Annotated in this window: 14 protein-coding genes; all 14 read left to right on the forward strand. The window is 58.8% G+C overall.

Features of this window, described 5'->3' with window-relative positions:
• Window positions 1-39: 39 nt before the first annotated feature.
• The 14 genes from fliN (at window position 40) to E5E97_RS11745 (ending at window position 13833) form a co-directional block, all read left to right on the forward strand.
• The gene (fliN, locus tag E5E97_RS11680) at window positions 40-432 is read left to right on the forward strand and encodes a flagellar motor switch protein FliN (RefSeq protein WP_011705280.1); all 393 of its coding nucleotides are present in this window, start codon (window positions 40-42) and stop codon (window positions 430-432) included.
• Window positions 429-812: a flagellar biosynthetic protein FliO gene (gene fliO, locus E5E97_RS11685; protein ID WP_005298795.1), complete on the forward strand. Its 384-nt coding sequence runs from the start codon at window positions 429-431 to the stop codon at window positions 810-812. Before fliN ends, fliO begins: the two co-directional genes overlap by 4 nt.
• Window positions 799-1578, forward strand: a complete 780-nt coding sequence (fliP, locus tag E5E97_RS11690; protein WP_011705281.1) for a flagellar type III secretion system pore protein FliP — start codon at window positions 799-801, stop codon at window positions 1576-1578. Before fliO ends, fliP begins: the two co-directional genes overlap by 14 nt.
• A gap of 27 nt (window positions 1579-1605) precedes the next feature.
• Complete coding sequence (gene fliQ / locus E5E97_RS11695; RefSeq protein WP_011705282.1) at window positions 1606-1875, forward strand: flagellar biosynthesis protein FliQ; 270 nt, start codon at window positions 1606-1608, stop codon at window positions 1873-1875.
• Window positions 1876-1942: 67 nt separating this feature from the next.
• Window positions 1943-2734 carry a flagellar biosynthetic protein FliR gene (fliR, locus tag E5E97_RS11700; protein WP_011705283.1) on the forward strand — a complete coding sequence of 264 codons (792 nt, stop codon included), beginning with the start codon at window positions 1943-1945 and terminating at the stop codon, window positions 2732-2734.
• Window positions 2735-2868: 134 nt separating this feature from the next.
• Window positions 2869-3999 (forward strand): flagellar biosynthesis protein FlhB, encoded by a 1131-nt coding sequence (gene flhB, locus E5E97_RS11705; protein ID WP_011705284.1) that lies wholly within the window; start codon window positions 2869-2871, stop codon window positions 3997-3999.
• A 107-nt stretch (window positions 4000-4106) separates the two neighbouring features.
• Window positions 4107-6209, forward strand: coding sequence for a flagellar biosynthesis protein FlhA (gene flhA / locus E5E97_RS11710; RefSeq protein ID WP_024943902.1), 2103 nt, complete (start codon window positions 4107-4109; stop codon window positions 6207-6209).
• Window positions 6210-6225: 16 nt separating this feature from the next.
• A complete protein-coding gene (gene flhF, locus E5E97_RS11715) occupies window positions 6226-7647 on the forward strand; it encodes a flagellar biosynthesis protein FlhF (protein ID WP_171280285.1) in 1422 nt (473 codons plus the stop codon).
• 1 nt (window position 7648) lies between these two features.
• On the forward strand, window positions 7649-8524 hold the full coding sequence (locus E5E97_RS11720) for a MinD/ParA family protein (RefSeq protein ID WP_010634619.1): 876 nt from the start codon (window positions 7649-7651) through the stop codon (window positions 8522-8524).
• Window positions 8517-9236, forward strand: coding sequence for an RNA polymerase sigma factor FliA (locus E5E97_RS11725; RefSeq protein WP_118881636.1), 720 nt, complete (start codon window positions 8517-8519; stop codon window positions 9234-9236). Before E5E97_RS11720 ends, E5E97_RS11725 begins: the two co-directional genes overlap by 8 nt.
• A gap of 111 nt (window positions 9237-9347) precedes the next feature.
• Window positions 9348-9731 (forward strand): chemotaxis response regulator CheY, encoded by a 384-nt coding sequence (cheY, locus tag E5E97_RS11730; protein ID WP_010634617.1) that lies wholly within the window; start codon window positions 9348-9350, stop codon window positions 9729-9731.
• A 12-nt stretch (window positions 9732-9743) separates the two neighbouring features.
• Complete coding sequence (locus E5E97_RS11735) at window positions 9744-10484, forward strand: protein phosphatase CheZ (protein ID WP_011705289.1); 741 nt, start codon at window positions 9744-9746, stop codon at window positions 10482-10484.
• Window positions 10485-10495: 11 nt separating this feature from the next.
• Window positions 10496-12685 carry a chemotaxis protein CheA gene (locus E5E97_RS11740; RefSeq protein ID WP_118881635.1) on the forward strand — a complete coding sequence of 730 codons (2190 nt, stop codon included), beginning with the start codon at window positions 10496-10498 and terminating at the stop codon, window positions 12683-12685.
• A 32-nt stretch (window positions 12686-12717) separates the two neighbouring features.
• Entirely contained in the window at window positions 12718-13833 is a 1116-nt protein-coding gene (locus E5E97_RS11745) for a chemotaxis response regulator protein-glutamate methylesterase (RefSeq protein WP_118881634.1), read from the forward strand.
• Window position 13834 lies beyond the last annotated feature (1 nt).

Raw genomic sequence — 13834 nt, forward strand, 5'->3', positions numbered from 1 at the left:
ACTGGCAGGCCGTCAAGAAAGCAGCATAAGGAATTCAAGATGAGCGGAACTGATGAAGAGGATCTGATGGCGGACGCCTGGGCAGCCGCGCTGGAAGAGCAGGTGACTGCCGAAGCCAAGCCCGCTCCCCTCGAAGAGCTCAAGGATGATGCCCCCATCAGTGCCGAGGAGCGGCGCAAGCTGGATACCATTCTGGATATTCCGGTGACCATCGCCATGGAAGTGGGCCGCAGCCAGATCAGCATCCGCAACCTGCTGCAGCTCAACCAAGGCTCGGTGGTGGAGCTGGATCGGGTGGCGGGCGAGCCGCTGGACGTACTGGTGAACGGTACCCTGATCGCCCACGGCGAGGTAGTGGTGGTGAACGACAAGTTCGGTATCAGGCTGACTGACGTCATCAGTCAGATCGAAAGGATCAAGAAACTAAAATGATCCGTCTCTTCCCGCTGTGGCTTCTCTCCCTCCCCGCACTGGCTGAACCCGGTGCGGGCGCCAATCCGCCCAGCCTCACCTCCTGGCTGCTCTCCAGCCTGATGGTGATAGGCCTCATCCTGGTGCTCGGTTTCCTGCTCAAGAAGAGCAAGATTGCCACCGCCATGGGGGGCGGCCAGATGCGGGTCATCGCCAGCCTGCCGGTGGGCTACAAGGAGAAGCTGCTGGTGGTCAAGGTGGGCGAACAGCAACTGTTGCTCGGGGTGACGCCGCAGCAGGTCAACTTTCTCTATCGCCTGGAAGAGCCGCTGGACGAGAGCCAGCCCCAGGCGTTTTCCCAGCAGCTTGGCAAATTGATGGGCAAGCATGAAAAAAGCTAACGGCTCACGGCCGCACGGTGGGCTGCTGGTCGGCCTGTTATCCCTCCTGATCCTCTGCTCGCCGCTGGCGCTGGCCCAGGACGGCATGTCGGCAGTCACCATCAAGACCATGGCGGATGGCAGCCAGGAATACAGCCTGACCCTGCAGGTGCTGGCGCTGATGACGGCGCTCTCCTTCCTGCCGGCCATCGTCATCATGATGACCTCCTTTACTCGCATCATCATAGTGCTCGGCATTCTGCGCCAGGCCATCGGCCTGCAGCAGAGCCCCTCCAACCAGGTGTTGATCGGCATTGCCCTGTTCATGTCGTTCTTCATCATGTCGCCGGTGCTGGATCGCATCAACAACGAGGCGCTGCAACCCTATCTGGCCGAGACCATCCAGGCCAAGGAGGCGCTGGAGAAGGCCGAGCTGCCCATCCACCAGTTCATGCTGGCCCAGACCCGGATCAAGGATCTCAACACCTTCATGGAGATAGCGAACGTGCAGGTGGACAAGCCCGCCGACGTGCCGCTGCGGGTGCTGATCCCGGCGTTTGTCACCAGCGAACTCAAGACCGCGTTCCAGATAGGCTTCATGCTGTTTCTGCCGTTCCTGGTGATAGACCTGGTGGTGGCCAGTATCCTGATGGCGATGGGGATGATGATGTTGTCGCCGATGCTGGTCTCCCTGCCATTCAAGCTGATGTTGTTCGTCATGGTGGATGGCTGGAACCTGATCCTGGGATCCCTGGCCAACAGCTTCGGGCTGGGCGCCGGTGGCTAAGGGCGAGCAACGCAAGGAGCGAACGGCATGAGTCCTGAAACCTTTATCGACGTGTTTCGCGAGGCGCTCTGGCTGGTCACCATCATGGTGTGTGCCGTGATCCTGCCGAGCCTCTGCGTCGGCTTGCTGGTGGCCATCTTCCAGGCGGCCACCTCCATCAACGAACAGACCTTGAGCTTTTTGCCCCGTCTCATCGTCACCCTGTTTGCACTGGGGGCGGGGGCGCACTGGGGCTTGCAGAGTCTGATGGACTTCTTCCTGCTGATGGTGAGCCAAATTCCGGAGGTGGTGGGATGATGGGCCAGCTCGAGCAGGGCGGCCTTCTGTGCTCGTTGCCGGCCTCGATGGCCCGCAAGGTGCCCGGATGACCTACACAACCGCTCTCATCATGGAGTGGTTGTCTTCCATCGTCTGGCCGTTGGCGCGGGTGAGCGGGCTGCTGATGGTGATGGCGGTGTTTGGCAGCCGGCTGACACCGGCCCGTGTGCGCATCAGCCTGGCGCTGGCGCTGACCCTGATGATTGCCCCTTTGCTTCCCCCCATGCCCAAGATAGAGCTGTTCTCGGTCGGCAGTTTTCTGGTGCTGGGCCAGCAGTTGCTCATCGGGGTCGCGCTCGGTCTCATGACCCAGTTCCTGATGGAGAGCTTCGTGATGGCCGGCCAGATCATCGCCATGCAGACCAGTCTTGGTTTCGCTACTCTGGTGGACCCCATGAACGGCCAGTCGGCACCGGTGGTGGGCCAGTTCTACCTGATGCTGGCGACCCTGGTGTTTCTGGCGGTGGACGGCCACCTCATCATGCTGCGCATGGTGGTGCTGAGCTTTGATACCCTGCCGGTGTCGGACAGCGGCCTCAGCCTGCCTTCCATTCGCGATCTGATCGGTTTTCTCGGGGTCATGTATCAGGCCTCGCTGGTGATGGCACTCTCCGCCATCGTCGCCCTGCTGCTCATCAACTTTGCCTTTGGCGTCATGACCCGCGCCGCCCCCCAGCTCAACATCTTCAGTATCGGCTTTGCGGTCAGCATGATGTCGGGCCTGCTGATCCTCTGGCTCACCATAGGTGGCTTCCTCGGCCATTTCGACAGCATGTGGGAGCGGGTGCAGGAGACCAGTTGCACCCTCATCGGCACCCAGTGCCTGGGGGGGCAGTAAGATGCCGGCGGCAGGCTGGGGGCTCCATTGCCCGAGATTGATTGCCTGGACCTGCCCTGTTGGCATGGTGCGACTGAACAACGGCGCTCCGGCGGGTTTGATGCCGGATTGCCTCGACCTGTGCGGGGGTCAGCATGGCTGATACCGATCAGGAACGTACCGAACAACCCACGGGCAAACGACTGCAACAAGCCCGGGAAAAAGGGCAGATTGCACGATCCAAGGAGCTGGGTACCGCCAGCGTCCTGCTGGCGGCCGTGTTTGGCCTGCTGATGGTCAAGGAGAGCCTGGCCGGCGCCATGGTCAAGGTGCTCACCATGGGCTTTACTCTGGATCGGGAGCAGGCGTTCGACCCCAATGCCATGATGACCATGCTGCCGGCCCTGCTGCGCGAGCTGCTGCACCCACTCGGTCTGCTGTTCATGCTGGTGGCCATCGCCGCCTTCGTCGGCAACATCCTGATGGGGGGGATGAACTTCTCCTCCGAGGCCATGCTGCCCAAGTGGAGCAAGCTGAGCCCGCTCAACGGCATCAAGCGGATGTTCGGGGTGCAATCCCTGGTCGAGCTGGTCAAGTCCATCGCCAAGGTGGTGTTCATCTCCCTGTTCGCCTGGTGGATGCTCTCCAGCCAGTTCAACCACCTGCTCAATCTCTCCCTCGAGGGCTACCCGGGCGGCATCATAGACGCGCTGGATCTGCTGCTGTGGATGCTGATCATCCTCTGCTGCGCCCTCATTCCCATCGTGGCCATCGACGTGCCGTTCCAGCAGTGGAACCACATGCGCCAGCTCAAGATGACCAAGCAGGAGGTCAAGGACGAGTTCAAGGACAGCGAAGGCAAACCCGAGGTGAAGGGGCGGATCCGACGTTTGCAGATGGAGATGGCGATGCGCCGCATGATGGGGGATGTACCCAAGGCGGACGTGGTCATCACCAACCCAACCCACTACTCGGTGGCGCTCAAGTACGATACCGCCAAGCCGGGCAGCGCGCCCAAGGTAGTGGCCAAGGGCACCGATGAAATCGCGATGAAGATCAGAGAGATAGCCAGGGAGTACGAGATCCCGGTGATGCCGTCCCCGGCGTTGACCCGCGCCATCTACCACGCCACCGAGATTGGTCACGAGATCCCGGAAGGGCTGTTTGCCGCCGTGGCACAGGTGCTGGCCTATGTCTATCAGCTCAAGAAGTTCCGTCGTGGCCGTGGTCGCCGTCCCAATCCGCTGGCCAAGGATCTACCCATTCCAACCGAATTCCGCAAATGACAAACTTCTGACACAGTCAAAATAAAATCATTGTATTTCAATATCTTGTATTATTGGCTTGATGTTTGCTTTAATCTGGCATCAGCGGTTTGAGATTGAGAAAAACGATGAAACTCCAGGCATCATTGGGCCGAATCAAAGAGTACAAGTGGCTGTTGACCAAGGGCCTGGGGACGCCGCTGCTGGTGCTGGCCTCTCTTGGCATGGTGGTGCTGCCCATTCCGCCGCTGATGCTGGATATCCTGTTTTCCTTCAACATCGCGCTCTCCATTGTGGTGCTGCTGGTAGCCGTCTACACCCGCCGTCCGCTCGAATTTGCCGCCTTCCCGACCGTGCTGCTGATAGCGACTCTGCTGCGGCTGGCGCTCAACGTCGCCTCTACCCGGGTGGTGTTGCTGGAAGGGCACAACGGCAGTGCGGCGGCCGGCCACGTGATCGAAGCCTTCGGCAACGTGGTGATCGGCGGCAACTACACGGTCGGCATCATCGTCTTCATGATCCTGATGATCATCAACTTCGTGGTGGTCACCAAGGGTGCGGGCCGGATCTCAGAAGTTAGCGCCCGCTTCACCCTGGATGCCATGCCCGGCAAACAGATGGCCATCGATGCGGACTTGAACGCCGGCCTCATCAATCAGGAAGAGGCCAAGAAGCGCCGCCAGGACGTGACTCAGGAAGCCGACTTCTACGGCTCCATGGACGGTGCCTCGAAATTCGTGAAAGGGGATGCGGTGGCAGGCATCATGATCCTGTTCATCAACATCCTGGGCGGCTTCATCATCGGCATGGTGCAGCACCAGCTCACCTTCGGCGAAGCGGCCCAGATCTATACCCTGCTCGCCATCGGTGACGGTCTGGTGGCCCAGATCCCGTCGCTGCTGCTCTCCATCGCCGCCGCCATCATAGTGACCCGCCAGAACACGGATCAGGACATGGGCACCGCGGTGCTGGGCCAGTTGTTCGACAATCCCAAAGCCCTGATCATTTCGGCCGGTATCCTGCTGATGATGGGCAGCGTGCCCGGTATGCCCCATCTGGCGTTCCTCAGTCTGGGGGCCATCGCCGCCGCCGGTGCCTGGTGGCTGCTGCGCCGCGAGAAACAGCTGGCGGCCAAGGCGGCCAAGGGCGAGCTGATGCCGGCGAGCACGGAGCAGACCCACGAGCAGAAAGACTTGAGCTGGGACGACGTGATGCCGGTGGACATCATCGGCTTGGAGGTGGGTTATCAACTTATCCCATTGGTGGATCGCAACCAGGGCGGCGAGCTGCTCAACCGGATCAAGGGGGTGCGCAAGAAGCTCTCCCAGGAGCTGGGTTTTCTGGTGCCTGCGGTGCATATCCGCGACAACCTGGATCTGGCCCCGAACCAATATCGCATCACCTTGATGGGAGTCAGTACCGGCGAGGCCAATGTTTACCATGATAAGGAAATGGCCATCAATCCGGGCCAGGTGTTCGGCCAGATCCAGGGGGTTGCGACCCGGGATCCCGCTTTCGGACTGGAGGCGGTGTGGGTTGCCAAGGAGCAGGTCTCCCAGGCGCAGACCCTTGGCTACACAGTGGTGGATACCGCGACCGTTGTGGCTACTCACCTGAGCCAGATCCTCTCCAACCATGCCGCCCTGTTGCTGGGCCATGACGAAGTACAACAGTTGCTCGACATGATTGGGAAGCACCAGAACAAGCTGGTGGAAGGGCTGGTTCCTGAGGTCATCAGCATGGGTAACCTGGTGAAGGTATTGCAGAATTTGCTCAATGAAGGCGTGCCAATCCGCGATATGCGCACTATCCTGCAGACCCTGGTGGAATATGCCCCGCGCAGCCAGGATCCGGAAGTGCTGACGGCGGCCTGCCGTATCGCCTTGCGCCGGCTGATCGTGCAGGAGATTGCCGGCCCGGATCCCGAACTGCCGGTGATCACCTTGGCACCGGAATTGGAACGTATATTGCATCAATCCCTGCAGGCAGGGGGTGGTGATGGCGCCGGCATCGAGCCGGGTCTGGCGGAGCGGATGCAACGCTCGCTGGTGGAAGCCACTCAACGACAAGAACTGGAAGGCCAACCGGCCGTGCTTCTGACATCAGGGATACTGCGCAATACCCTGGCGAAATTTGTCAAGAATGCCATTCCTGGATTGCGCGTTCTGTCTTATCAGGAAGTGCCTGATGACAAGCAAATCCGCATCGTCAGTGCGGTAGGGCAGAACTAGTTAGCGGAGATGACGGGTGAAGATTAAGCGGTTTTTTGCCAAGGACATGCGAACGGCTCTGGCCGAGGTCAAGGAGACTCTCGGGCCTGATGCCGTCATCATGTCCAACAAGAAGGTCACCGGTGGGGTGGAGATAGTCGCCGCTGTCGATTATCAATCCCAGGTTCCGGGACCCAAAGATGCGCCGGTTCGCCGTCAGTTGAACGATGAGAGCGTCAATATCTCGTCTGCCGGACGGCAGATGACCCGCCCTGCACCGAGTCTGGCCCAGGAGCAGAACGAACATTATGCCGACACCCTGGCCGCCCTGCTGGCCCGCCAGCAGAAGTTGAACCCGGCCCAGAACAGTCAGGGGGGCCAGAGCGGCGCCCCGTCGGCCGCTGCCAGCGGCGCGCCCCGTACTCTGGCCGAGCAGGGGCAATGGGGAGCGGCTCCCGAGCCCGCCAAACCGAAGGCGAGAGCCGCCGCGCCCGGCCGTGCTCCCCAATCCCCCCAGCGGGATCAGGAGATGGAGGGGATGCGCAAGGAGATGGCCAGCATCCGCAAGCTGCTGGAGCATCAGATCTCCGGCCTGATGTGGCAGGAGGTGGAGCGTCGCGAGCCGATGCGTGCCCTGCTCATCAAGGAGCTCAAGAAGATAGGGTTTGACGATGCCTTTGCCGATCAGCTGGCTGGCCTTATCCCCGAGGATATGTCGATCCATCAGGCCATGGCCCAGTTGGCCGAGGTGTTGACGGCCCAGCTCAAGATCAGCGAAGACGAAATTCTGCGGCAGGGCGGGGCGGTTGCACTGCTCGGGCCGACCGGGGTGGGCAAGACCACCACCATTGCCAAGCTGGCGGCGCGGTTTGCCATGAAGTATGGCGCCGAGCAGGTGGCGCTCATCACCACCGACAACTACCGGATCGGTGCCCATGAGCAGTTGCAGACCTATGGTCGCATCATGGGCTGCCCGGTGCGGCAGGTGCGGGATGCCGAGGAGTTGGCCAATGCGCTCTATCAGTTCCGTCACCGTCGGCTGGTGCTCATCGATACCGCCGGGGTGGGGCAGCGGGATATTCGGCTGACCGAGCAGCTCGATACCCTGGTCAAGAATGCCAAGGTGCGCATCCGCAGCTACCTGGTGATGTCGGCCACCTCCCAGCGTCGGGTGATGCAGGAAGCGGTGGACCATTTCCGGCGTATTCCATTGAGCGGCTGCATACTTACCAAATTGGATGAGAGTCTGAATCTGGGCGAAGTGATTAACGTGTGTATCCAGAATGCATTGCCCATCAGCTATATCACTGATGGGCAAAGGGTTCCGGAAGATATTCAGGTCGCCAATGCGGCACAGCTCGTCGGAGCTGCCATGGGCTCGCTGGAGCGGGAAACAGAAGAACCCTATTTCTGGGGCACAGGCTTTGGCGAGGCCGAAGATTCGGAGTTTTATGAGTAACATGTATATGGATCAGGCGAGTGGTCTGCGCAAAATGCGTCAAAACAATCGAGTAAAAGTGATCGCCGTGTCTGGTGGCAAGGGTGGCGTCGGCAAGACCAACGTGACCCTGAACGTGGCGGGAGCCATGGCCGCCCAGGGCAAACGGGTGATGGTACTGGACGCCGACCTTGGCCTGGCCAACGTGGACGTCATGCTGGGGCTGCGGGTGCATCGCAACCTGTCCCACGTGCTGGCCGGCGAGTGCACGATCGACGACATCATAGTCGAGGGTCCGTACGGCATGATGATAGTGCCGGCCACCTCGGGCACCCAGTCCATGGTCGAGCTCTCGCCGGTGCAACACGCCGAGCTTATCCGCGCTTTCAGCGAGATGAAGACCCAGGTCGACATCCTGCTGGTGGATACGGCGGCCGGTATCTCCGACATGGTGCTGAGCTTCACCCGCGCGGCCCAGGACATCATGGTGGTGGTGTGCGATGAACCGACCTCCATCACGGATGCCTACGCCCTCATCAAGATCCTCTCCAAGGAGCACGGCGTCTTCCGCTTCAAGGTGGTGGCCAACATGGTTCGCTCCTTGCGTGAAGGGCAGGAACTCTATGCCAAGCTGACCCGGGTCACCGACCGTTTCCTGGATACCTCGCTGGAGCTGGTTGCCTGCGTCCCCTACGACACCAATCTGCGAGCCGCCGTGCGCAAGCAGAAGCTGATTGTCGAAGCCTTCCCCAAGTCCCCGGCCGCGCTGGCGTTCAGAGCGCTGGCCAACAAGGCGGCAAGCTGGCCCATTCCTAACCAACCCGGCGGTCATCTCGAATTTTTCCTGGAAAATTTGCTGCAAAAGCCGGTCATAGCACAGGAAGGTTCCCGTGAATAAAGCCCAAGCGTACTTGCGTCATCAGGATTCCTATGTGCTGGTCGAGCGTCATGCTCCGCTGGTGAAACGGATCGCCCAGCATTTGTTGGCTCGCCTGCCAAGCAGTGTTTTGCTGGATGACCTGATCCAGGCAGGTATGATTGGATTGCTCGAAGCCTCCCGCAATTTTGACGGCAGCAAGGGGGCGAGCTTTGAAACCTACGCCGGGATCCGCATCCGCGGTTCCATGCTCGACGAGATCCGGCGGGGTGACTGGGTGCCGCGTTCGGTGCACCGCAACAGCCGCACCATCGCCGAAGCCATCGAAAATGTTGAACAAGCCCATGGCCGTGATGCCCGTGATAGCGAGGTAGCCGCCCAGATGGGAGTCAGCCTTGTTGAGTATCACGCCATGCTGCAGGATGTCTCCTGCGGCAAGATCATCGGCATCGAAGATCTTGGCGTCAGCGAGGATGTCATCGGTCATCCCGATGACGAGCCGGGCAGCAACGGGTTTGATGAACTGGCCGCCGAGCGTTTTCAAGGGGCGTTGGCCGAACACATCGGCCGCCTGCCGGAGCGGGAAGCGCTGGTGCTCTCCCTTTACTACGATGAAGAACTGAACTTGCGTGAAATAGGCGAGGTATTGAACGTCAGCGAGTCTCGCGTGAGCCAGATACACAGTCAGGCGATGCACAGATTACGCGCGCGTTTAAGAGATTGGCATGTATAAGTGTTTGTACTGGCTACACTGAAACAAAACTCTAAGGCATAATCCGCAAAACAAAACCTGCGATCTGCATCATGTAAGTGAGCCGCTCTGGCGGCTATTTAGGAGGGAATTTTGGACAAGAACATGAAAATCCTCATTGTTGACGATTTTTCAACGATGCGCCGGATTATCAAGAACTTGCTGCGTGACTTGGGATTCAACAACACCCACGAAGCAGACGATGGCAACACGGCCTTGCCAATGTTGAAAAATGGTGATTTTCAATTTGTCGTGACCGACTGGAACATGCCGGGCATGCAAGGTATCGACCTGCTCAAGGCTATTCGCGTCGATGACAAACTCAAACACCTGCCGGTGCTGATGGTGACTGCCGAAGCGAAACGCGAGCAGATCATTGAAGCTGCCCAGGCCGGCGTCAATGGCTATATCGTCAAGCCTTTCACTGCTGCAACGCTCAAAGAGAAACTCGACAAAATCTTTGAACGAATCGGCTAAGGAGCAGCAGGGATGAAGGCCAAAACGAGTGCAATGATTTCGCTCGATCAGGCAAGGATGCTTGTTGCCCATCTTGAGCAAGGTGAATTTGAACAGGCCGACACTCTCATCGCCGATGCGTGTGCTCCCAATGCGGCGGCCCTGTTTGACAAAGTGGGTCAGTTGACCCGACAACTGCATGATTCCCTACAAGATTTTCGGCTAGATCCCCGGATCCCCGATCTGGCCACTCACGAAATCCCCGATGCGCGGGAGCGACTCAGTTATGTCATCGACATGACGGACAAAGCTGCCAATCGCACCATGGATGCCGTGGAAGCCAGTTTACCGATTGCCGATCGACTAAATGACAATATTCAGCTTGTTCTGCCCAACTGGAATGCCCTGATGAGCAGAGAGATGAGTGTTGGTCAGTTCAAGTCTTTGTGTCACCAACTGGATGATTTCATTAAGGCTTCTGAATCTGATGCCGATAAATTACGGCAACTGCTGACAGAAATCCTGATGGCGCAAGATTTTCAGGATTTGACCGGCCAGATGATCCGCAAGGTCATCAAGTTAGTTCAGGAAGTTGAAACTAAATTAATAGAAATGCTGACTATGTTTGGTGAGGCATCTGCTGAGCATTCTTCTCGCAGCCTTCCTGTAAGCGGGATTGAAGCTGAAGGCCCCATCATGAACCCTGAGACTCGTTCCGATGTGGTCAATGGTCAGGATGATGTGGACGATCTGCTGTCTAGCCTGGGATTTTAATGGAGTGACGCATGGCCTTCGAAGTTGATGAAGACATACTGCAAGACTTTTTGGTCGAAGCATCCGAAATATTGGAACAGTTGTCTGAACAACTGGTCGACTTGGAAAAGCGACCCGATGACAAGAATCTGTTGAATGCCATATTTCGCGGCTTCCATACCGTCAAAGGCGGTGCCGGTTTTCTCTCGCTGACCGAGTTGGTGGATGTTTGTCACGGTGCCGAGAACGTGTTCGATATCTTGCGCAATGGCAAGCGGACCGTTACCGCCGAGTTGATGGATGTCATTTTGCAGGCGCTGGATGCCATCAATGTGATGTTTGCCCAGGTGCAGAATCGCGAACCGCCAAGCCCGGCTTCCGCTGAAATCCTGCACGACCTGCATGAGCTCTGCAAGCCTGAAGGGGAAGAGCAGCTGTTGACTGCTTCTGCGGGTGGCAGTGTGGCGTCCGAAGAGATGGCTCCTGCCGTTGAAGAGGTGGTCGAGGTGGCTGCAGCCATCCCGGAACCTGTCGCCGATCCCGTCCCCGCTTCTTCCGTCGTCAGCGGTGGGGGATCCATCGACGAGATCTCCGCCGATGAGTTCGAGCGCCTGCTCGATGAACTGCATGGGGTGGGAGGCGCACCAACTGCAGCCGCCAGCCCGGTGGTGGCAAGCTCTGGTGATATTACCGACGATGAATTCGAGGCTCTGCTCGATCAGTTGCATGGTCAGGGCCAACATGGCGGTGCCCCTGAAAGCAATCCATTGAAATCAGTACAAAAAGAAGTCGATGAACTGATCGATGACGATGAATTCGAGCGTCTGCTGGATGAACTGCACGGTCGTGGCCAGGGGCCGCAAACCAGTATTACGCCGCCAGCAGCGCCTGTGCAGGCCGCGGTAGCACCCGCTGCCGCCACGCCAGCTCCGGCAGCCAAGCCAGCCCCGGCATCGGCCGCCGCCAAACCGGCTGCTGCACCGGCAAAACCGGCACCAGCCCCTGCGCCAGCCAAGCAACCGGCCCCTGCTCCTGCTGACAACGCAGTGCAAAGCGATACCACCGTTCGGGTGGATACCAAGACGCTGGACGTCATCATGAACATGGTGGGTGAGCTGGTATTGGTGCGCAACCGACTGGTCAGCCTTGGTATTGCCAGCAACGATGAAGACATGTCAAAAGCGGTTGCCAACCTGGATGTGGTGACGGCAGATCTGCAGGGTGCGGTGATGAAAACCCGCATGCAGCCCATCAAGAAAGTGTTTGGTCGCTTCCCGCGCGTTGTTCGTGATTTGGCTCGTACCCTCAAGAAAGAAATTGAGCTGGTGATGGTCGGGGAAGAGACGGATCTGGACAAGAACCTGGTTGAAGCGCTGGCTGACCCGCTGGTTCACCTGGTGCGCAACTCCTGTGACCATGGCGTTGAAATGCCGGATGTCCGCGAGAAAGCTGGCAAGCCACGGCAGGGCACCATTACCCTGAGCGCTTCCCAGCAGGGCGATCATATCTTGCTGTGCATCGAAGATGATGGTGCTGGTATGGATCCCGAGAAGCTCAAGTCCATCGCTATCAGCCGTGGTGTGCTGGATGCCGATACGGCGGCGCGAATGAGTGACAACGATGCCTACAACTTGATCTTCGCCCCCGGTTTTTCTACCAAGTCCGAGATCTCGGACATCTCCGGCCGTGGTGTCGGGATGGACGTGGTGAAGACCAGTATCGTCAGCCTCAATGGCTCGGTGCATATCGATTCGACCTGGGGCAAGGGCACCCGTCTTGAAATCAAGGTGCCGCTGACCCTGGCCATTCTGCCTACCCTGATGGTGGAAGTGGGTGAGCAGACATTTGCGCTGCCGCTGGGCTGCGTGAACGAGATTTTTCACTTGGACCTCAAGAAGGCCAACATGGTGGATGGACAGCTCACTATCATAGTGCGCGAAAAAGCCATCCCGCTCTTCTATCTGTACAACTGGCTGGTCAGAGGAAAACAGAAGAAGTCACGGCAGGATACGGGTCATGTGGTCATCGTGCAGATTGGCACGCAGCAGATCGGTTTTGTCGTGGATAACCTGATTGGCCAGGAAGAAGTGGTGATCAAGCCGCTGGACAGCCTGTTGCAAGGTACCCCTGGCATGGCGGGAGCCACCATCACCAGCGATGGCGGTATTGCACTCATTCTGGATGTGCCGAGTCTGCTCAAGGCGTATGCCCGTAGACATTGATAGCCCAGGCCCAAGGAGTTAGAAAAATAACAATGGCAGTCAAGGTATTAGTTGTCGACGATTCGAGCTTCTTCCGTCGTCGGGTCAGCGAGATCATCACTCAGGATCCCATGCTGATGGTGATCGATACGGCTCAAAATGGACGCGAAGCCGTGGACAAGGCGATCCAGCTGCGCCCGGATGTGATCACCATGGACATCGAGATGCCCGTGATGGATGGCATCAGTGCCGTACGCGAGATCATGGCTAAGTGTCCGACTCCGATCCTGATGTTCTCCTCTTTGACTCATGAGGGGGCCAAGGCGACGCTGGATGCGCTGGATGCCGGGGCGCTCGATTTCCTGCCCAAGAAATTTGAAGATATCGCCCGTGACAAGGATGAAGCCGTTCGCCTGTTGCAGCAGCGAGTCAAGGAGATTTCTCGCAAGCGTTTCCTGATGGCTGCGCCTGCTCGTCCCAAAGCGCCTGAGCCCGCCGCCCGTTCCCCGCTAGGCAGCTCAATCACCCGGCCGGCAGAGCGTCAGGCCGAGCCGCCGCGCGCCATGCCTGCGGCTGCCTTCAAACGCAGTGGCAAGAGCTATCAGCTGGTGGCCATCGGTACCTCGACGGGTGGCCCAGTTGCGCTGCAGAACGTGTTGACCAAATTACCCGGTGATTTCCCTCATCCCATCTTGTTGATCCAGCATATGCCGGCAACCTTTACCGCCGCGTTTGCCGCTCGACTTAATGGTCTGTGCCAGATCGGAGTCAAGGAAGCGGAAGATGGCGATGTGCTCAAACCTGGTCATGCCTACTTGGCTCCGGGCGGCAAACAGATGCTGCTGGAGGGGCGTGGTGCGGGTGCCCGCATCCGGATTGTCGATGGCAATGACAAGGTGAATTACAAGCCATGTGTCGACATCACCTTTGCGTCTGCTGCCAAAACCTATGCCGACAAGGTGCTCGCCATCGTATTGACCGGGATGGGGGCGGATGGTCGGGATGGTGCGCGTCTGCTCAAGGAGCAGGGCTCTACCATCTGGGCACAGGACGAAGCCTCCTGCGTGGTATATGGCATGCCACAAGCGGTTGCCAAAGCCGGCATCGCCACGGAATCACTGCCGCTGGATCGGGTTGCACAACGAATCCTGGTTGAGCTGGGCCGCTAAC

It is taken from the genome of Aeromonas sp. 2692-1 (assembly GCF_013085505.1).
Taxonomy (GTDB): Bacteria; Pseudomonadota; Gammaproteobacteria; order Enterobacterales; family Aeromonadaceae; genus Aeromonas; species Aeromonas hydrophila.

Excerpts from the sequence above, each read along its gene's own strand:
- E5E97_RS11740 (WP_118881635.1), top strand. The coding sequence starts at position 10,496 with ATGGCCTTCGAAGTTGATGAAGACATACTGCAAGACTTTTTGGTCGAA.
- flhA (WP_024943902.1), top strand. The coding sequence starts at position 4,107 with ATGAAACTCCAGGCATCATTGGGCCGAATCAAAGAGTACAAGTGGCTG.
- fliN (WP_011705280.1), top strand. The coding sequence starts at position 40 with ATGAGCGGAACTGATGAAGAGGATCTGATGGCGGACGCCTGGGCAGCC.
- E5E97_RS11735 (WP_011705289.1), top strand. The coding sequence starts at position 9,744 with ATGAAGGCCAAAACGAGTGCAATGATTTCGCTCGATCAGGCAAGGATG.
- fliQ (WP_011705282.1), top strand. The coding sequence starts at position 1,606 with ATGAGTCCTGAAACCTTTATCGACGTGTTTCGCGAGGCGCTCTGGCTG.
- fliO (WP_005298795.1), top strand. The coding sequence starts at position 429 with ATGATCCGTCTCTTCCCGCTGTGGCTTCTCTCCCTCCCCGCACTGGCT.
- E5E97_RS11745 (WP_118881634.1), top strand. The coding sequence starts at position 12,718 with ATGGCAGTCAAGGTATTAGTTGTCGACGATTCGAGCTTCTTCCGTCGT.
- flhB (WP_011705284.1), top strand. The coding sequence starts at position 2,869 with ATGGCTGATACCGATCAGGAACGTACCGAACAACCCACGGGCAAACGA.
- E5E97_RS11720 (WP_010634619.1), top strand. The coding sequence starts at position 7,649 with ATGTATATGGATCAGGCGAGTGGTCTGCGCAAAATGCGTCAAAACAAT.
- fliP (WP_011705281.1), top strand. The coding sequence starts at position 799 with ATGAAAAAAGCTAACGGCTCACGGCCGCACGGTGGGCTGCTGGTCGGC.
- fliR (WP_011705283.1), top strand. The coding sequence starts at position 1,943 with ATGACCTACACAACCGCTCTCATCATGGAGTGGTTGTCTTCCATCGTC.